The organism is Janthinobacterium sp. GMG1 (assembly GCF_034427795.1).
Taxonomy (GTDB): domain Bacteria; phylum Pseudomonadota; class Gammaproteobacteria; order Burkholderiales; family Burkholderiaceae_D; genus Janthinobacterium.
On sequence record NZ_JAXQNT010000003.1, the window covers coordinates 522126 to 542323 of the forward strand.

Annotated in this window: 21 protein-coding genes; 3 read left to right on the forward strand and 18 right to left on the reverse strand. The window is 58.4% G+C overall.

What is annotated here, in order from left to right; all coding sequences use genetic code 11:
* The 3 genes from SJI03_RS11010 to guaB all read right to left on the reverse strand — a co-directional run bounded on the left by SJI03_RS11010 (position 1) and on the right by guaB (position 5169).
* Positions 1-1773 (reverse strand): ShlB/FhaC/HecB family hemolysin secretion/activation protein, encoded by a 1773-nt coding sequence (locus tag SJI03_RS11010; RefSeq protein WP_322427213.1) that lies wholly within the window; start codon positions 1771-1773, stop codon positions 1-3.
* Between the two features lie 258 nt (positions 1774-2031).
* On the reverse strand, positions 2032-3642 hold the full coding sequence (gene guaA, locus SJI03_RS11015; RefSeq protein WP_035818203.1) for a glutamine-hydrolyzing GMP synthase: 1611 nt from the start codon (positions 3640-3642) through the stop codon (positions 2032-2034).
* 66 nt (positions 3643-3708) lie between these two features.
* Positions 3709-5169, reverse strand: coding sequence for an IMP dehydrogenase (gene guaB, locus SJI03_RS11020; RefSeq protein WP_099377100.1), 1461 nt, complete (start codon positions 5167-5169; stop codon positions 3709-3711).
* 275 nt (positions 5170-5444) lie between these two features.
* On the opposite strand from guaB, the gene SJI03_RS11025 reads away from it, so the two are divergent.
* Entirely contained in the window at positions 5445-5717 is a 273-nt protein-coding gene (locus SJI03_RS11025) for a hypothetical protein (RefSeq protein ID WP_322427214.1), read from the forward strand.
* A 285-nt stretch (positions 5718-6002) separates the two neighbouring features.
* Here SJI03_RS11025 and SJI03_RS11030 read toward each other — a convergent pair whose 3' ends face one another.
* Together SJI03_RS11030 and SJI03_RS11035 are read right to left on the reverse strand one after the other, a co-directional pair.
* Complete coding sequence (locus SJI03_RS11030) at positions 6003-7301, reverse strand: Y-family DNA polymerase (RefSeq protein ID WP_322427215.1); 1299 nt, start codon at positions 7299-7301, stop codon at positions 6003-6005.
* A 1-nt stretch (position 7302) separates the two neighbouring features.
* The gene (locus tag SJI03_RS11035; RefSeq protein WP_322427216.1) at positions 7303-7776 is read right to left on the reverse strand and encodes a translesion error-prone DNA polymerase V autoproteolytic subunit; all 474 of its coding nucleotides are present in this window, start codon (positions 7774-7776) and stop codon (positions 7303-7305) included.
* Between the two features lie 453 nt (positions 7777-8229).
* Between SJI03_RS11035 and SJI03_RS11040 the strand changes: the two genes are divergently transcribed.
* Together SJI03_RS11040 and SJI03_RS11045 are read left to right on the forward strand one after the other, a co-directional pair.
* Positions 8230-8742 (forward strand): hypothetical protein, encoded by a 513-nt coding sequence (locus tag SJI03_RS11040; RefSeq protein WP_322427217.1) that lies wholly within the window; start codon positions 8230-8232, stop codon positions 8740-8742.
* Positions 8743-8805: 63 nt separating this feature from the next.
* Positions 8806-9684 (forward strand): hypothetical protein, encoded by an 879-nt coding sequence (locus SJI03_RS11045; protein ID WP_322427218.1) that lies wholly within the window; start codon positions 8806-8808, stop codon positions 9682-9684.
* 61 nt (positions 9685-9745) lie between these two features.
* Here the strand turns inward: SJI03_RS11045 and SJI03_RS11050 are convergent, their stop codons facing one another.
* From SJI03_RS11050 to SJI03_RS11110, 13 genes are all read right to left on the reverse strand, one after another.
* Positions 9746-10018, reverse strand: coding sequence for a hypothetical protein (locus tag SJI03_RS11050; RefSeq protein WP_322427219.1), 273 nt, complete (start codon positions 10016-10018; stop codon positions 9746-9748).
* On the reverse strand, positions 10015-10410 hold the full coding sequence (locus SJI03_RS11055) for a hypothetical protein (protein WP_322427220.1): 396 nt from the start codon (positions 10408-10410) through the stop codon (positions 10015-10017). Before SJI03_RS11055 ends, SJI03_RS11050 begins: the two co-directional genes overlap by 4 nt.
* Positions 10407-10844, reverse strand: coding sequence for a D-Ala-D-Ala carboxypeptidase family metallohydrolase (locus SJI03_RS11060; RefSeq protein WP_322427221.1), 438 nt, complete (start codon positions 10842-10844; stop codon positions 10407-10409). Before SJI03_RS11060 ends, SJI03_RS11055 begins: the two co-directional genes overlap by 4 nt.
* On the reverse strand, positions 10841-11170 hold the full coding sequence (locus tag SJI03_RS11065) for a hypothetical protein (protein ID WP_290608213.1): 330 nt from the start codon (positions 11168-11170) through the stop codon (positions 10841-10843). Before SJI03_RS11065 ends, SJI03_RS11060 begins: the two co-directional genes overlap by 4 nt.
* A 168-nt stretch (positions 11171-11338) precedes the next feature.
* Entirely contained in the window at positions 11339-11860 is a 522-nt protein-coding gene (locus SJI03_RS11070; RefSeq protein ID WP_322427222.1) for a hypothetical protein, read from the reverse strand.
* 13 nt (positions 11861-11873) lie between these two features.
* A complete protein-coding gene (locus SJI03_RS11075; RefSeq protein WP_322427223.1) occupies positions 11874-13265 on the reverse strand; it encodes a gp53-like domain-containing protein in 1392 nt (463 codons plus the stop codon).
* Between the two features lie 57 nt (positions 13266-13322).
* A complete protein-coding gene (locus SJI03_RS11080; protein WP_322427339.1) occupies positions 13323-13982 on the reverse strand; it encodes a hypothetical protein in 660 nt (219 codons plus the stop codon).
* A complete protein-coding gene (locus tag SJI03_RS11085; protein ID WP_322427224.1) occupies positions 13982-15106 on the reverse strand; it encodes a baseplate J/gp47 family protein in 1125 nt (374 codons plus the stop codon). The genes SJI03_RS11080 and SJI03_RS11085 overlap by 1 nt, the downstream gene beginning before the upstream one ends.
* Positions 15107-15113: 7 nt before the next feature.
* Positions 15114-15515: a phage tail protein gene (locus tag SJI03_RS11090; RefSeq protein WP_322427225.1), complete on the reverse strand. Its 402-nt coding sequence runs from the start codon at positions 15513-15515 to the stop codon at positions 15114-15116.
* Positions 15515-16177: a phage baseplate assembly protein V gene (locus SJI03_RS11095; RefSeq protein ID WP_322427226.1), complete on the reverse strand. Its 663-nt coding sequence runs from the start codon at positions 16175-16177 to the stop codon at positions 15515-15517. The genes SJI03_RS11090 and SJI03_RS11095 overlap by 1 nt, the downstream gene beginning before the upstream one ends.
* 5 nt (positions 16178-16182) lie before the next feature.
* Positions 16183-17298, reverse strand: coding sequence for a hypothetical protein (locus SJI03_RS11100; protein WP_322427227.1), 1116 nt, complete (start codon positions 17296-17298; stop codon positions 16183-16185).
* Positions 17288-18247, reverse strand: a complete 960-nt coding sequence (locus SJI03_RS11105; RefSeq protein WP_322427228.1) for a hypothetical protein — start codon at positions 18245-18247, stop codon at positions 17288-17290. Before SJI03_RS11105 ends, SJI03_RS11100 begins: the two co-directional genes overlap by 11 nt.
* The gene (locus tag SJI03_RS11110) at positions 18244-20193 is read right to left on the reverse strand and encodes a hypothetical protein (RefSeq protein ID WP_322427229.1); all 1950 of its coding nucleotides are present in this window, start codon (positions 20191-20193) and stop codon (positions 18244-18246) included. The genes SJI03_RS11105 and SJI03_RS11110 overlap by 4 nt, the downstream gene beginning before the upstream one ends.
* Positions 20194-20198: the final 5 nt, after the last annotated feature.

Here is a 20198-nt window from a genome sequence, read left to right on the forward strand (position 1 = left end):
CTAGTAACTGGCGTTCAGGCTGAAGCCGGCCGTATGGCCGGCCGTGCGGAACAGGTCGGGCTTGCGCACAGGCCAGCCGACAAAGGCGTCGTACTGCACGCCGAGCCACTGGCCGCGCAAGCCGACGAAGGCGCCTGTCAGGTTGCTGGCAATCAGCCAGGCGGCGGACGGCCCCGCCACTTCGCCATGGTCGAGGCCCGCATACGCTTCCTGACCGCTGCTGCCCAGCGGTACGCCGACTTCGTTGCGCAGCAGCCAGCCACGCTCGGCCGACAGGCTGCTTTCGCCGTCATAGCCGCGCACCGTGTAGCGTCCGCCGATGGCGAAGCGGTCTTGCGGCACCAGCGGCGTGCGGTTGTGCTGCATGCGCCAGCTGCCTGTGTAGCGCAGCGGCTGGCCGGCCAGCGTGAACGGCGTCGACAGGGCCGCGTCGGCCAGCAGCAAACGCATGCGCGAGGTGCCCTCGCCAAACGCTTCCTCGGGCGCCGCCAGCGCGTCCATTGCGCCAGTGCCACGCCGGTACTGCAGGTTCAGGTCCAGGGTGGCCTGGCCCAGAAATTCGCGGTGGCCGATACCCAGCTCCCAGCCCGCCATGCGACGGCGCTGCACTTCCACTTCCGTGTCGTCGATGAAGTTTTGCGCGGCGCGCTGCCAACCGCGCAAGGACACCGTCGTCTTGCGCGAGGCGTCGCGGTACACCAGGCGCGACAACTTGACTTCCTTGTTCTGGCTGGCGCCGCTGTAGTTGTAGTCCTGGCTGATGCCGGCCACGGACTGGTGGTAACGGCTGTCGCTGACAGTGAAGGCCAGCAGCCAGTAGGCGTAGGGAATCGAATAGTGGGCCACCATGCCGGCCGTGCCGCGCGGACCGTTGCGGTCGCCGTCGACGTTCTGGTTCAGGCTCAGGTAAAACAGGTCGTTCAGGGTCAGCCAATGGTCATACGACAGGGTCAAGCTGCCCTGCAGCTTGCCGGTCGAGCGCGAACCGCCATCGTCGAGGCCCAGCGCCAGGCGGAATGGCAAGCCCTGCTTCCATTGAATCTGCAGGTCGCTCTCCCCCGGCTTGGCGTTGCCGCCCTCGGCCGGCATGATCTGGATGTCGGCTTCGGCCGTCGGCACGCGCTTGAAGTTTTCCAGCGCCTGCTCCGTATCGCGCACATTGAGCAAGTCGCCCGGCCGCGCCGGCACGGCGTTCCACCAGGTGGCGCGGGGATTGGTGCCGGGCGCAAAGCCGATCTGGCGGATGCGCCCCGGTATCAGGCTCAAGGCCAGCGTGCCACTGCTTAAATCCTGCGGCTCAGCCAGCACGCGCGTGGTGACATAGCCGCGCGCGATGATGGCGTTTTGCAGCCGCCCCATCAGTACATTGATGGCTTGCGTGCCCAGGCAGCGGCCCAGCGGTGCGTCAACCGCGCCCAGGTCGTCGCGCACGGCGGCGGCCAGCGCCCACTGGAACTGCGCAGAGTCCTCGCCACGCAACACAAGCTGGTCAATCGTAAAACACGGCGACTCGCCTGCGGGCAAGCGGTTGGCGGACACGGCCGCCGGCGTCTCGAGCAGGCGCACGTCGGGATTGCGCTCCTGCTGCTGGCGCAGGAGGCGCTCACGTTCTTGCTGGCGTATCAATTCTTGGCTGGCATCGTCGCGCTGGCTGGCGCCAGGCGTGTTGGGAAGGGGCGGTGCAATTTCGGGACGGGTCTGCGCGGACACGGCGGCACACAGGGTGCCACTGAACAAAAATACACCGCACCATGGCGTCAAGCGCAGGTGCATATGTTGCCTTACGTAATTATTTTCCTAAGTAGATTATAAAATAATTATTTCTGTATGGCAATTTTATTTATTTCTTGAGAACTTTACCTGTTTGGTAACTGTCTTTCATCTATCGAATTACCACTAGTAAACAGATGCGCGACCTTGTGCCAGCACAGCAGACAATGAAAGCCAACATCTATAGCATAAAAAAGCCCTGTAAAAACAGGGCTTTGGCTTACTCAGTCATTCCGGCATTTGAAGTTTCCTAGAGGAAACTCACTCCCACTCGATGGTCGCCGGCGGCTTCCCCGAGATATCGTAGACGACACGGTTGATGCCGCGCACTTCATTGATGATGCGGTTGGAGACCTTGCCCAGCAAGCTGTGCGGCAGGTGCGCCCAGTGGGCCGTCATGAAGTCTTGCGTTTGCACGGCGCGCAGGGCCACCACGTACTCGTAGGTGCGGCCATCGCCCATCACGCCCACCGATTTGACGGGCAGGAAGACGGCAAACGCCTGGCTCGTCGCTTCGTACCAGTTGGTCGGCACGCTATCCTGGTCGAAGCCAGGAACCACGACCGGCTCATACGGCGTGTTGCGCAGTTCTTCGATGAAGATGGCGTCTGCGCGGCGCAGCAGGTCGGCGTAGTCTTTCTTGACCTCGCCAAGGATGCGCACGCCCAGGCCTGGGCCCGGGAATGGGTGGCGGTAGACCATGTCATGCGGCAAGCCCAGGGCCACGCCGAGTTTACGCACTTCGTCCTTGAACAGTTCGCGCAGCGGCTCGAGCAATTTCAGCTTCATGGTGTCCGGCAAGCCGCCCACATTGTGGTGGCTCTTGATGGTCTGGCCTTTTTTACCTTTGCCGGCCGATTCGATCACGTCCGGGTAAATCGTGCCTTGCGCCAGCCATTTGGCATTGACCAGCTTGCCAGATTCGACCTGGAAGACTTCGACGAATTCGCGGCCGATGATCTTGCGCTTTTGCTCGGGGTCGGTGACGCCGGCCAGGTGGCCCATGAACTGCTCTTCCGCATCGACGCGGATGACTTTCACGCCCAGGTTCTTGGCGAACATGTCCATCACCATCTTGCCTTCGTCCAGGCGCAGCAGGCCGTGGTCGACGAAGACGCAGGTCAGCTGGTCGCCGATGGCACGGTGGATCAGCGCTGCCGCGACGGACGAATCGACGCCGCCGGACAGGCCCAGGATGACATCATCGGTACCGACTTGCGCGCGGATTTTTTCCACCGCTTCGCTGATGTAATCAGGCATGTTCCAGTCCGACTTGCAGCCGCAGATTTCATGCACGAAACGGCCGAGCATGGCCTTGCCCTGCACCGTGTGCGTCACTTCCGGATGGAATTGCACGCCGTAGAACTGGCGCTCTTCATCGGCCATGGCGGCGATAGGGCAGCTCGGGGTGTTGCCCATCAGCTTGAAGCCTGGCGGCATTTCCAGCACCTTGTCACCATGGCTCATCCACACTTTCAGCATGCCGTGGCCTTCGTCGGTGACGAAGTCGGCAATACCGTTGAGCAACTTGGTGTGGCTGCGGGCGCGCACTTCGGCGTAGCCGAATTCACGCACCAGGCCGTTTTCCACCTTGCCGCCCAGCTGGGCCGCCATGGTTTGCATGCCGTAGCAGATGCCCAGCACGGGAACGCCCAGCTCGAACACGGCTTGCGGCGCGCGCGGCGAATCGCCGTCCAGGGTCGAATTGTGGCTGCCCGACAGGATCACGCCGGCGGCGCCATAGTTGCGCACGAATTCGTCGCTGACGTCATACGGGAAGACTTCGGAAAACACGCCGGAATCGCGCACGCGGCGGGCGATCAACTGGGTGACTTGGGAACCGAAATCGAGAATGAGGATTTTAGAATGCATGATGGGGACTTTATCTGAGGTCATTACAAAACCGGCGCACTAGGCGCCGGTCTGGTCTGTCGCTAATTACTCTGAACGGTAGTTTGGCGCTTCTTTCGTGATCTGCACATCATGGACATGCGACTCGCGCATGCCGGCCGAGGTGATTTCCACGAATTCCGCTTTTTCGCGCAGTTCGTCGATGGTGGCGCAACCGCAGTAACCCATCGATTGACGCACGCCGCCCACCAGCTGGAAGATGATCGCCAGCACGCTGCCCTTGTAGGCAACGCGGCCTTCGATACCTTCAGGCACGAACTTGTCGGCCTTCATGGTGGCGTCCTGGAAATAACGGTCAGCCGAACCATCGGACATCGCGCCCAGCGAACCCATGCCACGGTACGACTTGTAGCTGCGGCCCTGGTACAGGATCACTTCGCCCGGTGCTTCTTCCGTACCGGCAAACATGGAGCCCATCATGACGGTCGAGGCGCCAGCGGCCAGCGCTTTCGAGATATCGCCCGAGAAGCGGATACCGCCGTCGGCGATACATGGCACGCCCGTGCCTTCCAGTGCTTCGGCAACATTCGAGATAGCCGTGATTTGCGGCACGCCCACACCGGCGACGATACGCGTGGTGCAGATCGAGCCAGGACCGATGCCGACCTTGACGGCATCGGCGCCGTATTCCACCAGCGCCTTGGCGGCGGCGGCGGTAGCGATGTTGCCGCCAATCACTTCCACCTGCGGGTACTTGGTCTTGATCCAGCGTACGCGGTCGAGGATGCCTTGCGAGTGGCCGTGGGCCGTGTCGACCACCAGCACGTCGACACCGGCGGCGACCAGCAGGTCGATACGCTCTTCATCCTTGGCGCCGACGCCGACAGCAGCGCCGACCAGCAGCTTGCCCTGGCTGTCTTTCGACGCGAACGGGTGGGAAGTCGATTTCTGGATATCCTTGACGGTGATCAGGCCGCGCAGTTCAAACGCGTCGTTGACGACCAGCACGCGCTCGAGGCGGTGCTTGTTCATCAGGCGCTTGGCTTCGGCCGTATCGGCGTCTTCGTTGACGACCACGAGTTTTTCGCGCGGGGTCATCTTGGCGGAAGCTTCCGCGTCGAGTTCCTTTTCAAAGCGCAAATCGCGGTTGGTGATGATGCCGACGACTTCCTTGCCTTTGACGACAGGGAAACCGCTGATGCCATATTGCTCCGTCAGGGCGATCACGTCGCGGATTTTCATTTCCGGCGGAATCGTGATCGGATCACGCAACACGCCAGCTTCGAAACGCTTTACGCGGGCCACTTCACGTGCCTGGTCCTTCGGATTCAAATTCTTGTGGATGATGCCGATGCCGCCTTCCTGGGCCATCGCGATGGCCAGACGGGCTTCCGTCACCGTATCCATGGCTGCGGACAGCAAGGGAATATTCAGGGTGATATTGCGGGTCAGGCGAGTTTTGAGGGACGTATCGGCGGGCAGAACGTTGGAGTAGGCTGGGACGAGCAGCACGTCATCGAATGTGAGTGCTTTTTGAAGTAGACGCATAGCATTTCCTATTGGCGCAAAAGCAGATTATACAGAAATTCTTGCCTCTTGTCTTAAACATTCTCAAACCTCTGTAGACATAGTGGGAATGCCATTTCCGCTTCTGTATAAATGTCTGGAAAAGTCTGGAAATGTCTACGTTTTCGCCCAAATTTCGCCCCTGTTTTGGCGGCTTCTTCGCCTCTTTCTGAGGCTGCACAAGATCGGGTAGGTAGGCACCCAACATAATAGAAGGCACCGCCATCTGTAAGCATAACCCAAATGGAAAGATTGCAATGAAGCTCGCGCTGGGCGCCCTCCTCTTGCTTACACTGTGCAGTTGCAAGTCCAGCGGCATTGCCCAACACCGCGGCGGCGATCTGATGGGACTGGACAGCTTCGCACTCGCCTCCCGCTACGGCACGCCCGCCAGCTATCAACATCAGGGCGAATACCTGCAACTGAACTATGGCAGCACGGCAGTCGGCTGCCAAGTCATCGTGCTGGTCGACCAGCAACAGCGCGTAGCCGGCTGGGCATCCGCCGGACGATCTTGCCCGGCACGCTGACTGGCTACATTCATGTGGATGGAGGCATCGAGACGGTGCAAGGCTCGCCATCCAGCTGCACCCGAAGCGAGGCACGGATCAGCCCAGACATGTCGACACGCGGACCCAGGCTCCGCTCCAGCTCGTCTGCGGTCGCCGCTATCTCACGAAGGCGCCGCACTTCCCACAGCACCGCCCGCATATCGGGCGAGTCGCTGCGCTCCTGAATCTCTTTAAGCTGCTCGATGCTGAGGGGCTTTCGAAACTTACTCATTGCACATCACTCCCTTGAACTCGCCTACCGGCCTACTTCGCCAGCACTTTCGGCAACTCGGTCCAGCTGGTGGTATAGCGTGGCGTGCGGTTCTCGGACAACATTGCCCAGCGCCTGACCAGGCCCGCCGATCCCAAGTGCACAGTATCCCGGCCGAACCGTTCATTCAGCGCGTCCAGAGCAGCCATGGTGGCCACTGACCGAGCCCGGTCCTGCCCCGCATCAAATAAGACGCCCTGGCGCCGCGTATCCGGCTGCAGGTCCATCAGCATGATCCCGGCCTTCTTGTATTTGAACCCCTCGCGAAAGATCATGGCCAGGCCCTGCAGCGCGGCGCCCGCCAGAACACGGTTATCAGCACTGGGCTCCACCAAGGGGATGGTGATGCCGTTGCTGTATTGCTCGTCCCGCTCCCGGAATCTGTTCGTTTGCACGAAAACATGGACAGCACCGCACAGGGAATGCTGACCGCGCAGCTTCTCGCCGGCGCGCGCGGCATAGGTCGATATCGATTCGCCCAGCTCGGCCGCTGTGATGACCATGGTGCCAAAGGAGCGCGACGACACAATCTCCTTGCGCGGCGCCACCTCCTCCAACTCCAGGCAGGATATTCCACGCAGCTCGTTGCACGTGCGCTCGAGCACGACGCCGAAATGTGCCCGCATGGTGCTCGGTGGCGCGTCTTTCAAGTCCTGCACGGTGTTGATGCCCATGGCGCGCAGCTTGGCACTGATGCGGCGGCCGACGCCCCATACCTCGCCGACTTCGATGCGCTGCAACAGCCAGGCGGTCCGGGCGTCCGACATGGTCGTGAAGTCGGCAACGCTGTTGAATAGCGGAAATTTCTTTGCCACGTGGTTAGCTAGCTTGGCCAGTGTCTTCGACTGGCCCACACCCACGCAAACGGGTAGGCTGGTCCACTGCGCCACCTTGGCGCGAATATCTTGCCCCATGGCGGTTGGGGATGTCCACAGGCCGCCCAAGCCGTTCAGGCTGAGAAACGATTCGTCGATCGAGTAGACCTCGACATTGGGGCTGTAGGTCCGCAGGATGGTCATGATGCGGTTGCTCATGTCCGCGTACAGGGTGTAATTGGAGGAAAGGCCCACTATTCCGTGCTGGCGCGCCAGGTCGCGCATCTGGAACCAGGGTGCGCCCATCGGCACGCCCAATGCCTTGACCTCGTTCGACCTGGCCACGGCGCAGCCATCGTTATTGGAAAGCACTACCACCGGGCGGTCGCGCAAGCGTGGATTGAAGGCACGCTCGCAGCTGACGTACATATTGTTCACGTCGACAAGCGCAAAAATCTGCTTGGTCGGGTCGCCCATGTCACACCCGGAGCTTTCGCACGACGCCAGTCACTACGCCCCATATCTGCAGCTCGCTACCTTCGGCCAGGCAGATCGACTTGTACGCAGGGTTGTCCGGACGCAGCTCTACCGTGCCCCGCTGGCAATAAAGGCGCTTGAGGGTGTATTCGGAATCGATCACCGCAATGACAATATGACCGTGAAGTGGTGAAACGGAGCGGTCGACTACCACCTTGTCGCCGTGAAGGATGCCGGCGTCGCGCATCGAGTCGCCTTCGACCGTGAAAAAGAACGAGGCTGCCTTATGCTGCACCAGCAGTGCATTCAGGTCTAGGCCATCTTCCGTATAGTCGGCGGCCGGCGACGGGAACCCGGCGGATATCCGATGGGAAATTTCCGGCCGCGCACTGGGAATTGGGTACTGCGCAAGCGGTAAAGGCACCTGCAATACACCTGGCTGGAAAAGTTGAAGTATTGCTAATGTTGCATTCATGATTGGCTCACATACTGTGTTTTTATACAGTATATCTATCGAAGTAAGAAACAGGAAGGATAAAATTGTTTCTAAAAAAGTGAGCCTTGCTGCACAGTATCAGGCTTCGCCAGTGGTTTTGCTCTTGTTTGAAGGGCAAGGGATCAGGCTGCGCGATGAGGAAGTCAACAGGACACCGCTGACAAATTCGCTTCGCACTCCATCGAGCCATCGAGCCAGTTCAATGAGGACAACCAATAGGAAATTTTTAACCTACACGAAGGATGAAAGACGTAATATACAGTCTTAATCCAACAAACCTCACCCATAAGACCAATTCGATTCCGCGCCTTATGGCACGACTCCATAATAGAAATGGATGGCATGACCATGGAGTATTACTAAAGAATGGAAGTTACGTAATAATTTATACTTTGTTTTTCATCTAAAAATATCAAAAAAGTGAAATAAATCATGGCACATTCGAATCCATTCTTCCCATTTCATTCTGAAAGTGATCGCGACTATAATGCGTGGCTTGGCCTTTATGTCAGAAACTCGTCATCATTAGAATGCTGCCTATATGACATAATTATTATCCTAGACCGCCAAAATATTACACCAAAGATAGAACCCAATAAACCCATTTCTTTTACCAAAAAACTAAAATTAATAAGGGTGGCTTTCTCTACCACCCGATCACTTTCTCATGAAAAAGAAGAAATGATTGCAATTTTAGAATTCGCAAAAAAAGAATCGTTTTTCCGGCATGACTTGGTCCATGGTATAAATGCTCAATTTCTTAAGGTCGATCCTTTGCATACCCTAATGTGGCGACCCGAGCTTATCGGAATTAATCCAGCAGCAAGTGACCTACTCCACGTAACTCAGCCCGACCTAGAAGAGCACTACCATGAAGTCAGCATGGCTATTCATGCGCTACTTGGCGTGTGCCACCGACTCATGGATAAATACGACAAAAAATAGTCGATAAATATCCAGCATACTTGTAGCACAATCCATAAATATCAAAAAATTCACAAAGATACCATGCAAAAAAAACCACACTACATCTCAATTGCCGAAGTATTTCTGAATCAAATTTCAAGAGCAATAGAGCACCGAGCCCCGGAAATTCAAGACGGTCTGGACCGCATGAACAAGTGGCTGGAAAATCACAGACCAGCGGTTCAAAAGGGTGTGGAGTTCCTTCAGAATATCAACAAAATAGACTGGGATGAGGCAATTCGAAGATTAAATGCAATACCTGATCTTTCAAAAAAATCCATGATTTTTTTGCTTTCCAAAGGTTGGTTTTTTGGCTGGTATGACTCCTTATCAGATCTGCTAACTCTGATAGAAAAACTCGATTCAATTGCCCCGAAAGACGTCGACGAATTAATGGCGAAATACTATCGAAATAATATTGATTCTGTTGAGCTAAAACTAATTCAACGATATCCGAAGAGATCAGAGGCAATCTCTGCAGCATTTATGGCTCACAAAAATCTTGGAGATGTCGGGTACTTTCTTTCGATACCAGTATTCATCGCTCAAGCGGATGGCTTACTATCTGAAATATTAAAAATTGAATCCCCTCTGAGTACACATAAACCAACGAAAGAAATGAAAGCCATGCTCGCCCTTCGGCCGGCACTCGACAGTGACCAGGAGCTCTCTGATCTTCTTCATCCGTTTCTTATTATGCTTGATTCTGACCTCCTGAAAAGTAAATCGAAACGTGATAAAGAAATGATTCAAACAGGAGAGGCTTTCATAGGCCTTAATCGTCATCAGGTTATGCACGGGGAGTGCTCCAATTATGGCAGTGAAATTAACAGCCTGAAGGCATTTTCTTTTTTAGCATTTATTGGATTACATCTACCAATGATGCTGGAAGATAAAAATATTACTATACCTAAAACATAACAGTTTATCCGAACGAATAAATTACATATTTCAATCACCGTAGAATTATTAGATCATTAGGCTACAGGCATCCGTAAATAATTGCCTCCAGTTCCACTTCATACTTCCGGCCGCGCGGCCAGTCCCGCGCGAGTGCCAGAACAATCTCGCCGTCCGTAGCTGCTAGCACCAACTGGTCGAATTCGTAGACCGGACGCGTCGGCACCTCCTTTACGCATGGGTTGAAGACGGGAACGTCCACCCGCTGCGGCGCTGGTGGCGCGCTGGCGCAGCCGACCAGCAGCGCCGCCAGAATAATTTTAGGAATAATTTGTCGCGCCATCTGGTGTTTCATCGTAGGTCCTCCAGCATCTGCCTAACGGCCGGCATGGCCTCGTCGCAGGTCGCGGCGCGTGAGGCAGCGATCTGCGCCAGTGCGGCGTCATACTTCTTGCCCTTGGCAGCGGCGGCCGCCTGCGCCGCAGCACCGCGCTCCTGCGCCGCCTGGGTTGCCTTGGCCATGCCATCGATGGCGCGGTTTTGCTCAGTAATCGAGCTGCGCAGCTGCGCGCTAACGCCTTGCTCCTGCACCAGCGCAGCGCGCGCGGCGTCACGATCACCAGCAGCCAGCCACCAGCCGGTGCAGGTTGAGCTGGCCACCAGCAGCAGCGCGACGGCCAGGATGACAGCGGCCGCCTTCCAGGTGCCCCTGACGGCGGCGCCCGACAAACTGCCCAGGGCGCTCATACGATATCTGCCACGTAGCTGACACCATTGCCGGCAAACTTGGCCGTCAGCACCTGGCGACGCGGCGTGCCAGCCGACAACCCGATATGCACCCACGTGCCCTCGTAGATCAGCTGATCGAAGACAATATCGCTTTGCCGGATCAGCAATGCCAGCGCCTTGGGCGCCAGCTTGGCCGTGCTGATATCGGCGGCCAGGCCCAACATATGCGCGCTATTGGACGCGCCGCCCACGGCCTTGTTGAGCACGGGCGAGCGGTAGCCGCTGGAAATGGCGATGGGCGCACCGACCAGCGTGCGCACCTGCTCGAGCAGCGTGGCCAAGCGCGTGAGGTTGGCGATGATGGCAGGCGCCGGCGCGTTGTCGATGCCCTTGCGGGTCGCCACCTGCGAGCCGACCAGTTCGGCCAGGCTGAAATGAGGGCTCAGGTTCACAGGCCACCCCGCACATCCTTGACGATGGCGGCCGCATCGCGCGCCAGCTCGCCGATATCCTTGTCGCGGCGCTTGTCGAGCCAGCGCACGGTGGCGCCTAGCACCCACCAGGCGGGCAAGCCGGCCGCCACCATCAGCGGCGCGGCAATGAACAGGAAGCCCAGGGCCGGGTCACTGCCGTACAGCACGGCGACGGCGCGCGCACTGTCGAACAGGCCCGGCATCCAGTTGCGCACGACTACGACCAGGGCCGGGCCCATCAGGGCGGAAAACAAAATGGTGACGAAGAAGCGCACGCCCGCTTCCTTGGCAGTTTTTGGCCACATGAACATGAATCCCAGTGAAGTTGCGGCAGCGCCGGCCAGAACCGGGATGCCAAAAATTTTAATCAGTGCGCCGCCGGCGGCGGTCGTTTCGAGTGCCATGTAGTGCCTTTCAGGTGGTGGAAATGAAAAAACCCGCCGAAGCGGGTTTGTGATGGCGCAGATGAGCGTTCAGAGCGCACTTGGGTCAAAAGCGTCACGGATGATTGGCATAGCCGCCGAGATGATCGCCTGGTACTCAACTTGAACTGCGGCCGTCAGCGCGGCAATGTCGGATGCGGCAACGACAGCTGGCGCAGCGGTGATATCAAGCAGCGCTTGGCGCGCTTTGATGACGCCCCCCACCACATCGGTATCACCAGTGATCATCGCAGCGAAGCCGATGCCCGCAAGCCGATTTAGCACGGCTTCACGCACCAAGCGGACCGAATCAAGGAAAGCAGCCGCAAGCTGCGAGTATGGTGTAGGCGGCCGTACCATCACGATAAAATGGCCGTCGCTATCAATTTGCACTGCCGCCCCCTCGGCGACAGCAGCCTGCATATTGGCAAACTCATTGGCCGGAATTTGCACAGCGTCATCTGGCCACGATCCGGCAGCGTCGTATGCCGAACGCATACTCTCGGGGTAGAAGCCCCGCGATTTCATGGAGTAAAAAACGACATCGAGATCCTGGGAGGGAATGATTTCCATCGGTATGTCCTTTTTAATAACCGCGCGCGGTGTAATTGATGCGATATCCGAGATAGCCACTGGCAGAGGAATTTACGACTGCTACCGGTACGCCGCTGGCAGTTTTAGCATCCATATTGAAATTGACAGTGCCCGCGCCCAATGTGCCCAAATTTATATTCCCATTGATCGAGAGCAGGCCGTTCGGAAATGCGGCAGGAAATGTCAAAGTCGTATAGCCGGATGCGCTAGCCAAGAAAAAACCCGTTTGACAAATGATCCCGCCGGGCGACAGTTGATTGGATGTCGCCCCGCCACCCGTAATGGATGTTTCAAAATCGGCATTCCTCCACATATCGGCAGTCGAGTCTATAACCGTCCAGTAGTCAGAGGAGGTCGCGGTCAACGTAACGTATTGACCGAGCTTGAGCGTAATACTTGCAACCGCACCCGTGCCAAAGGCAATACTTGCGCCAGCCCCGGGTGCTACGGCTCCACTTTGAAGAAAACCGAAGAGGTGGATGCATCGTCCTGAGTTTGTCGGAATGCCAAGATCGATAGGCCTTGGCAATGTCAGCGTCAAGCCTGGATTCGTAAAATTTAAACACTTGCCAATATCAGCGGCAATAAGGCTGCGCGAAACACTTACTGAGGCTTGTGCGACGAGGCTCCCCTGCTGTTGCCGCACCCACTCTGCCGTCACCAATTTGGTGCTTGCGTCGAACTGTGGCGGGGTTGGCCCTGTCGGAGAGACAGTGAATGCGTTCATGGAATTTAGCAGTGCGGCCGTTCCGAAGAACGGCGCATTGACATACTGCACGATGCTGCCTGCAGCAATACTAGTTTGACCGTTAGCCACGGTCACGACCCAAAGACCAACGTATCCAGCATCTGCCGCCGGCGTGGACTGGGTGCCAGTCGTCGCAGCAATACCTGCTTTCGCCGACAGCGCAACCGTGCCGTCGCGCACCGTATTGTTTGTTGCGCCGGATCCGGCCGGGCCGCTGTAAGCCATCGACGGGTTACTGGCGTTATAGTAAGGCAACACGACAGCCCCACTGTCCACTTCGGAATATGCTGCCTGGATCAGGTAGTTGATGCTCTGGCCGGCCGTGCCCGGTGCCGCGCACGCCAGTGTCACAGCGTCCAGGGATATCCCTTGTTTCATGATCGTATGGGTGGTATCGGCGGCAATCGAGCTATACGCCGTGCCGTCGATGTTTTGCATGCTGTAAATTTCACCGGGGGAAATTACAACGTTCAGCGCCGCCGGCGAGTTTGGTGCGCATGCTAAGCCGTTCACCATGGTAGCGGTGCCGAAGATTGCCGCCGTCAGCTTTGCCAAGGCAATCATCGTGTTCTTATTGGTGCCGAGCAGGTCAGTCTCCAAGGGGATTTGGCCTGGATAGATAATTTGACGTTTCAAAATTTACTCCAAAAAAAGAGCCGCGTGTGCGGCCCTTGTGGGTGAATTGCAGATTTATCAGGAGCGAATACACAGCCAGACGATGGTTCCGACCGGCTTCACACTGTCCACGGCCGCGTACAAGTCGGCGTCCGTCACTGCACCCGTGCTTTGCAACAGCGTTGCATAAGCTGCGCGAGAAGGCGCGCTGTAACCGCCTGGTGGCGAGGAATAACCGGCGATGTACGGGATGCCGGACGAGGCTGGGCGGTAAGCTTGCACAAACGCCTGGAACGGCAACAACATCGATCCGTAGGCACCGGCCACGCCGTAGCCGCTGTTCGGCGCCCCGTAAGCGCCCGTGTCCGCTGGTCGTTGCGGCTCGATGATGATCGGCGCGCGCCCGGTGAGGTCGGTCAGTACACGAGTGATCGCATTGCGCGTGGCGCGTTCGCGGAACAGGTTGATGATAATCCGTGCTCGGAAACTGGCGTCGGACTGGTTCGCCGAGCGCATCAGCGCGGTGCCGAAAAAGTCTGCGGCGATCATGTCGAGCCAGCCCTCTGTCGCCGTCTTGATACGGGTTTGCAGCACCGCGTACTGGTAGAGCGCATATGCGAAGGCGGATGCATTGGCGAGGCCTTGGATCAGCGCGTCGACCAGGTCGCGCACCGCCCCGAACCAGGGAGGCAGCACGCTTTTGATACGTGCAACAATATCTGCTTGGTCGCCTGTCATCACGCCACGCTCACGGTTCCGGTCTTGATGACCTGCAGGGCGGTGGCAGCAAGGTCGGCTGTGCCGCCGTTGAGCAAGACTGCGGTCACGTTGGTGACGCCTGGCGAGGCATCGTAGGCGATCTGCGTCAAGCGGGAGAACGCCAATTTCTGCTCCAAAGTCAGCGAATTGACGTAGGTGCGAAGCGCTGCCGCCACATTCGCGGCTGTCGCCGTGTGGTCGTAGCCAGCGGCCGTAGTAATAGTCATCGCGATATTGGCAGTAACCACTATCGGGGCAAAAACGCCAAACGTCGACGTGAACGGTCGCACTGCGTCGATCGCATTCGCCGCCGACAGCAGAAGTTGCGATGGCGGATAGCCCGTACCATCATCGACGACAGCGAAAAAATAGCCGTTCTGCGCCACGCCGCCGTAGGTGCAATTCTCGGTCAGTGAGAACGTCACGCCCTGCGCCAGCGACGTGATGGCGTTCCCGATCGCCAGCTTGGTCGCCTTCGACAGTGAGGCGATGTAGGTGATGAAGCGGGCTCGCAGCGCGGCGTTTTTCTCTGCATCGACGCCATTAGTGAAGTCGGCCGCGTTCGTGACGGCGTCGACGCCAGGGATCGGCTGGTTGATCAACGCGATCTGCCCGGCCACTGCGTTCGCCGCCGCGCCAGGCGTCGATGCAGTCACTGTGACATTGATACTAGCCACGCCCGGCGCCAGCACGTAGCCACCCAGCAGTGCGCTGTACGCGGCATTCGTCGTGTCAAGCAGCGCGACATACGCCTGCGTGCCGTCAAGCGTCAAAACGGTGGCGCCGACCGGGACGACGGCCTGGGCAGTCGGAGTGTAGCGCGAGAACGAGACCAGGCCTGAGGCCGGAACGGCGCCCAGGCGCACGACACCAAAGTCGGCCATCCAGCTATCCAGATCGGCATCGTTGGAAGTCGCCGCACGCGTGGCAGCCAGCAACTGCAAGATCAGGCCCTGAAGCCACAGGATAACCGTGGCGTTGGCTTCGACCACGGCGCGCAGGATCGAGCCGACGGTCAGGTTGACCAGGCCGCTCGCGGAGCCCTGGATCGCAGTGACAGCGTCGCGGACCAGCGTTACAAAATCTTTTGTTGAAATACTCATGATCGCCTTATCTGGTTACATCGAACGCGAGCGCCGCCGGCGTCCCTGTCTGCGCATCGTTGTAGCGGATATCAACCGACACACCGCCCTGGATCTCGGCCACCTTGATGACAGGCGCCGGACTGCGTGCGACACAGGCCTCAAGGAACATTTGCCCTTGGATGCGCCCCTTGATTTTCGGAATGTTTACGGTGTCGCCAATCATGCGGGGCAGACCGGCGCCATAGTCGGGGTGAAAAATGTAGTCGCCCTGGATCAGCGTGTTGCCGTCAGCATCGATTAGAGCCGGGTTCGTCAGCAGCCGGCGCAGCACGCGCTGCACGCCCTCCCCGGTACCGTCCACCTTGAGGAGATCACCAGTGGACGACCGCGACAGGTCGCCGCCGAAATAGTGGAATAGATCCGACATTAGCCGCCCTTTACTGTGGTGGTCGCGTGGGCGGCCGTCATCTGCTGATTCGGCGCGCCCGAGACGCCGCCGTGCGGATCGTTGTGCGTATGCCCGTTGAACAGCGAAATGAACGCGTCGGTGATGAAGCTTTTCAGCGACTGCGCCGCCGCACCCAGCGTAATGCTCGGTGCCGTCACCGATGCCGACGTGGTGGCCGTGACTGACGCCGTAGCGGCGACGATGCTGATGGCGCCCGCCGCGGTGATTTGCACGGTTGGCGCCGTGGCATCGATCTCGACCTGAGAATTGACCAGCATCTTGCCGTCGTTGCTCAACTTGATGAATGCGCCAGCGGCATGCACCAGCCAGAACTCGCCGGACACCACCGGAAGGGGCAGGTCCTGGTCGTTGAAGGCGCGAAGGCCGGCCACGCCGGAATTGATGTCGCCATTCAAAAACGTGACCTCGACCAGGTCGCCGATGGTCGGCGGGCAGAACATACCCCAGCCGTTGCCCACCCAGGGCGTCAGCAGCGGGATCCAGCCGGTCATGTTGCCCTGCGGCTGCAACTCCAGGCGCACTGCGTATTTCGCCGGATCGTAGCTGCGCACGATGCCAGTGCTCGGCAGCGCCACGTCGCCGAGAGCAGCCTGTGCCTGCTGGCGCATCGCGTTGAGCATGCCCCTCATATCGCCACGACCGTTTCTGGCGAATGGTTTTTCGCGTGCACAGTCATCGAATAGCCGGTGCTGACATCCATTTCGCGCATAATGCTCTCCGGATAATAGGTTTGATCAAACGCAGTACCGGTGCCGGTCACTGTGATGATGTTCGTCGTCGTCAGGATGTCGTCGGCCGGCAGGCTTGCCACCATCTTGACCTCGTGCTTCGTGATTGCGGCGTGCTCCCGCTGCGCCCGATTCAGCGCGCCCTGTGGGCTGGTGCCGAGCATGGTGATGCGGTAGAGTTGCGCCGAAGCGGCGCTCTGCCCCACTTTGATATCGGCGGCCTTGCTCGGATAGCGCACACGGAACGTGCCTTTTTTGTTCGGCACGGTGTAGGTCACCTCTACAACCACGCCGCGGGCGATGCTCAGTGCGCGGCGAAAGCTGATGGCCTTGCCGTTGAAGCTGTAGGCGCCCGTTTGGTCGTTTGGCGCCTCCCATTTCAACGCGTAGCCGTCGACCGGCGCTGGCGCGATCGGCTCGAAGTGAAGATCCTTGCCGCGCACAAAGCAGGTAAAACCCTCGGCCGCCGCCAGCGTCGTCAAAATGTCCCACTCGCTGCGCTGCGTGTTGACCTTGATCGTGTCCGTCTCGTAGTAGCTGCCGACCATGTCCCTTGTCGCCGTGACCACTGGCGTAAAGCCATGGCGCAGGGCCAGCTTTGTGGCCACCTGGGACGCGGTCAGGTTCTGGAACGACTCCATGGTCCGCGCGTCGATCAGGATGGCCGTCAGGTCGCGCCCTGAGACAACCACTGTGCGCGCCACCGGGTCGAACTCGACGTCATCGACGCGCCCGTAGACCCAACTCCGCAACTCCTCGGCGCTATAGTGCTCGGCGTCAGCCGGGAAGCCGGCGAACACCTCGACGAACACCTCCGTCCGCGATGCCCAGAACGCATCACCATAGGCGGCCGGCAGCGCCGACAGCGCGAACACGACGCGGAACGTATCGGCTTCGCTGTAGGTATTGTTATCCGCTTCGAAGCGCACCCAGCCGTCGACGCGTACGCCGTCCACGTTGACAATGCCGCGCGGCTGGCGCGCAGCAGATACCGCGTCTGGATTAACCGGCATTGATGCCTCCCGTATCGCCCGGCACGCGCGGGACGATGATTGTTTGCACACCGGTCAACGCCGGGTCGCTGATTTCATTGGCTCGGGCGATACCCACCCACTTCGACGCGTCGCCGTAGGCCTTGGACGCCATGGCGAACAGGTTGCCGCCGGCGGTCGTGATGCTGGTCCCGGCGCCGGACACCGCGCCCAGGTTCGCGCCCATGCGCCCCACCGTCGACTGCAAGTTGAGCAGCAGCGGCAGTTGCGTAAAGCCCGCCACTTGGCGGGACAGCTTGGCGGCCTGCGACGCGATCGGATTATTCGGCAGCACGCCACCGACCGTCGAGATATTCGAGATCGTGTTGCCCGTCGCGGCGATCAGTGCCGAGACGCGCGACTGGACGGCCAGGACAGGCCCCAGTACGCTGGTGATCGTGCTCTGCGCCGCACCGGCAAAGGACGACACGGATTTAATGGCGGAATTGAGCGTGCCCAGCATCGTCGACAACGTTCCATCGCCGATTTGATCCCCCAGCGCATTCGCTGCGTCCATGTCGTCGCTGATAGCGGTGTCGATGGACAATGCCGTCAGCTCCGACACCGGGATTGTCAGGTCTTCGATGACGGTGCACGAAATCGTGTACGGGATCTCGTAGGCACGCCGGTAGTCGAGCAACGCAGACCGAATGACCACCTTGTAAGCGAACTCGGCCCAAGATACGTTGACCTGCTTGCCAGCGATCCGTAGCGCATTCAGATAGCGAGCGCGCTCGCTGGCGTTCTCGCCGATGAACATGCCCGACCACTCCAGGGGGCGGTCCTGGCGCCCCATCGCGTCAACAACACGCCTGCCACCGGTCAGTTCATGCACAGCGAGTGCCTGTTCGCCACCAAAGCCGATCGATTCCGGCACCTCGTAGCGCGACAACTGCATGTCGCCGAGCTGCATGTAAGTGTCAGGCTTCATCGTGATATCCCTGGTTGTGGTGCTGCCATTGAGGAATCAAAGCGCCCAATTCCGGACTGCGGCCCGGCCGAAACCTTGGTCTGGTAGGCGGTGACCGCTTTGCCGATTCTCACGCCATCAATATGAATATTCGTTTCGACCATGCCGGCACGCTGAGTCGTGCTTGCAATTGCGTTTTCAACAAGGGGGGAAGTAACCGTAGGGCCTTGCGATATGGCAACCATAGGGGCGCCATATCGCACAGTGGGAATGCGAGGAGCCACTGGAAGAGACGGCACTGCAAGTTCCCCGTTGGCGATGCGCGCTGCAGCGGAAGAGCTCAACTTTGCGCCGCCTTCGAATTTCGCGGCCTCGATTTCGGCCTTTGTAATAGGCCGAAATGCATACAGCGCCCCGGCGATAGTCGTGATGGCAAGAACTGCAATCGCGACAGGGGCAGCCAAACCTGCCGCCGCGACTCCCAGGGCCGTCAAACTGGCAGGTATAGTCAGGCCAGTTCCCATAGTCAGTAACAAGCCGAGAGAATTAAATGCGGCTCCAAGCAGAAGGATTGACCCGCGAATCGCCATACTACCGGCCAATACCGAGAATGCTACAACCAAGCCACGGACCAGCCCTTCATTCTCTTTAACCCATTTAGACATCGAATCCAGCCCGCCGGCCAGCTTCAGCAGGCCCTTGGTGATGGCAGGAAGATATACCGAGCCGAATACAGCAAGAAAATTCTTCCATGCGGCACCAGCTGCCTCCTCCGCACCCTCGGGCGACTTAAGGTAGTGCTGGTAGGCCTCCCCAACTCCCATCGTTTTATTAATAATGGCCGTGTCTTTGGCTAATTTCGACGCCATTGTGATCTGAGTGCCAAGAAAATTACCTGTGCTGCGATTAAATTTCTTGGCCACCATCAATGCAATCTGGTCATCGGTCAGATCCATACCAAAACGGGAACGAATTAAGGGTAAAAGCTTTTGGATAAAAAGATCGGGGCGACGAGCGAACAATTCCGAATCCACGTCGTTCAAGCCTCCCGATACAATACTTTGCCCCCCCATACTGGCGATCGACAACTTCTTTTCTTCCGGTGTCATGTCTTTCATCGAGGCATTCAAAAGAGCGAGACGCTTCTTACTAAATCCCTCCTGCCAAAGTCCCAAGTCAGCCAGAAAACCCTTGCCTTTGGAATCCATGCGCCCGCTGATCAGCGAACTGAATGCAGTCATTGCCTCCGTTCCTGTGCGTGCGCCACCATTGATTGCCATCTGTCCGGCAAAGTTTCCGTACAAATATTCCTTGTCATATAGCTGGTAAGCCATCTTGCCGGTACCTGATGCAGTCAGGTAGTCCCTGGGGCTGACGCGCATCTTGGTGGCAAGCATCACTTTTGTCATCAGGCTCGCTTCAGCATTGAACTCCGCTGGGTTATTGATCACCTTGCCGCCGCGGTGTTCAAGGGCCTTCGCTGCCGCATTAATCATGCCGTCCATGTCCTTACCACCGTTCGCCACCTTCCCCACGATCGACATTTTGGCGAACATATCCGCCGTGTCGACCGCATGATGTAGGTCACCAAACGCGGTGTGTAGGTCATGAATCAGCTTCACGTTTTCGGTAATCGTGGTGCCAAGCAGCTTATGCGACATGGCTGCCGCCTTCCCGAACACCTCCGCGTTCTCACCTGCTGACAAGTTCAGTGTTTGAAAATTCGCCTGTGCCTGGGCGAGCTTCTTGGCTTCTTCATATGGCCCCTTGAGCAGCATCAGCATGCCCGCGCCGGCGCCGAGCATCAAACCACCTTTAAGGGCATCATTTTTGATACTATTCATGCGCCGCTGGAGCAACGTGGCCTGCGCTTCCGTCTTGGCGAAATCCCCGGCCATAAGCAATAGGCCCTTGCTGACATGATTTGTCAGGGAAAGCGTTACGCCGATTTTGTACGCATCGAACATTGAGA

What these genes read in the sequence shown, in the direction of transcription:
- SJI03_RS11080 (WP_322427339.1), bottom strand. Translation starts at nt 13,982, where the DNA reads ATGACAGGCGACCAAGCAGATATTGTTGCACGTATCAAAAGCGTGCTG.
- SJI03_RS11090 (WP_322427225.1), bottom strand. Translation starts at nt 15,515, where the DNA reads ATGTCGGATCTATTCCACTATTTCGGCGGCGACCTGTCGCGGTCGTCC.
- SJI03_RS11065 (WP_290608213.1), bottom strand. Translation starts at nt 11,170, where the DNA reads ATGTGGCCAAAAACTGCCAAGGAAGCGGGCGTGCGCTTCTTCGTCACC.
- SJI03_RS11085 (WP_322427224.1), bottom strand. Translation starts at nt 15,106, where the DNA reads ATGAGTATTTCAACAAAAGATTTTGTAACGCTGGTCCGCGACGCTGTC.
- SJI03_RS11040 (WP_322427217.1), top strand. Translation starts at nt 8,230, where the DNA reads ATGGCACATTCGAATCCATTCTTCCCATTTCATTCTGAAAGTGATCGC.
- SJI03_RS11050 (WP_322427219.1), bottom strand. Translation starts at nt 10,018, where the DNA reads ATGAAACACCAGATGGCGCGACAAATTATTCCTAAAATTATTCTGGCG.
- SJI03_RS11055 (WP_322427220.1), bottom strand. Translation starts at nt 10,410, where the DNA reads ATGAGCGCCCTGGGCAGTTTGTCGGGCGCCGCCGTCAGGGGCACCTGG.
- SJI03_RS11045 (WP_322427218.1), top strand. Translation starts at nt 8,806, where the DNA reads ATGCAAAAAAAACCACACTACATCTCAATTGCCGAAGTATTTCTGAAT.
- SJI03_RS11070 (WP_322427222.1), bottom strand. Translation starts at nt 11,860, where the DNA reads ATGGAAATCATTCCCTCCCAGGATCTCGATGTCGTTTTTTACTCCATG.
- SJI03_RS11030 (WP_322427215.1), bottom strand. Translation starts at nt 7,301, where the DNA reads ATGGGCGACCCGACCAAGCAGATTTTTGCGCTTGTCGACGTGAACAAT.
- SJI03_RS11100 (WP_322427227.1), bottom strand. Translation starts at nt 17,298, where the DNA reads ATGCCGGTTAATCCAGACGCGGTATCTGCTGCGCGCCAGCCGCGCGGC.
- SJI03_RS11035 (WP_322427216.1), bottom strand. Translation starts at nt 7,776, where the DNA reads ATGAATGCAACATTAGCAATACTTCAACTTTTCCAGCCAGGTGTATTG.
- SJI03_RS11105 (WP_322427228.1), bottom strand. Translation starts at nt 18,247, where the DNA reads ATGAAGCCTGACACTTACATGCAGCTCGGCGACATGCAGTTGTCGCGC.
- guaA (WP_035818203.1), bottom strand. Translation starts at nt 3,642, where the DNA reads ATGCATTCTAAAATCCTCATTCTCGATTTCGGTTCCCAAGTCACCCAG.
- SJI03_RS11025 (WP_322427214.1), top strand. Translation starts at nt 5,445, where the DNA reads ATGAAGCTCGCGCTGGGCGCCCTCCTCTTGCTTACACTGTGCAGTTGC.
- guaB (WP_099377100.1), bottom strand. Translation starts at nt 5,169, where the DNA reads ATGCGTCTACTTCAAAAAGCACTCACATTCGATGACGTGCTGCTCGTC.
- SJI03_RS11110 (WP_322427229.1), bottom strand. Translation starts at nt 20,193, where the DNA reads ATGTTCGATGCGTACAAAATCGGCGTAACGCTTTCCCTGACAAATCAT.
- SJI03_RS11010 (WP_322427213.1), bottom strand. Translation starts at nt 1,773, where the DNA reads ATGCACCTGCGCTTGACGCCATGGTGCGGTGTATTTTTGTTCAGTGGC.
- SJI03_RS11095 (WP_322427226.1), bottom strand. Translation starts at nt 16,177, where the DNA reads ATGCTCAACGCGATGCGCCAGCAGGCACAGGCTGCTCTCGGCGACGTG.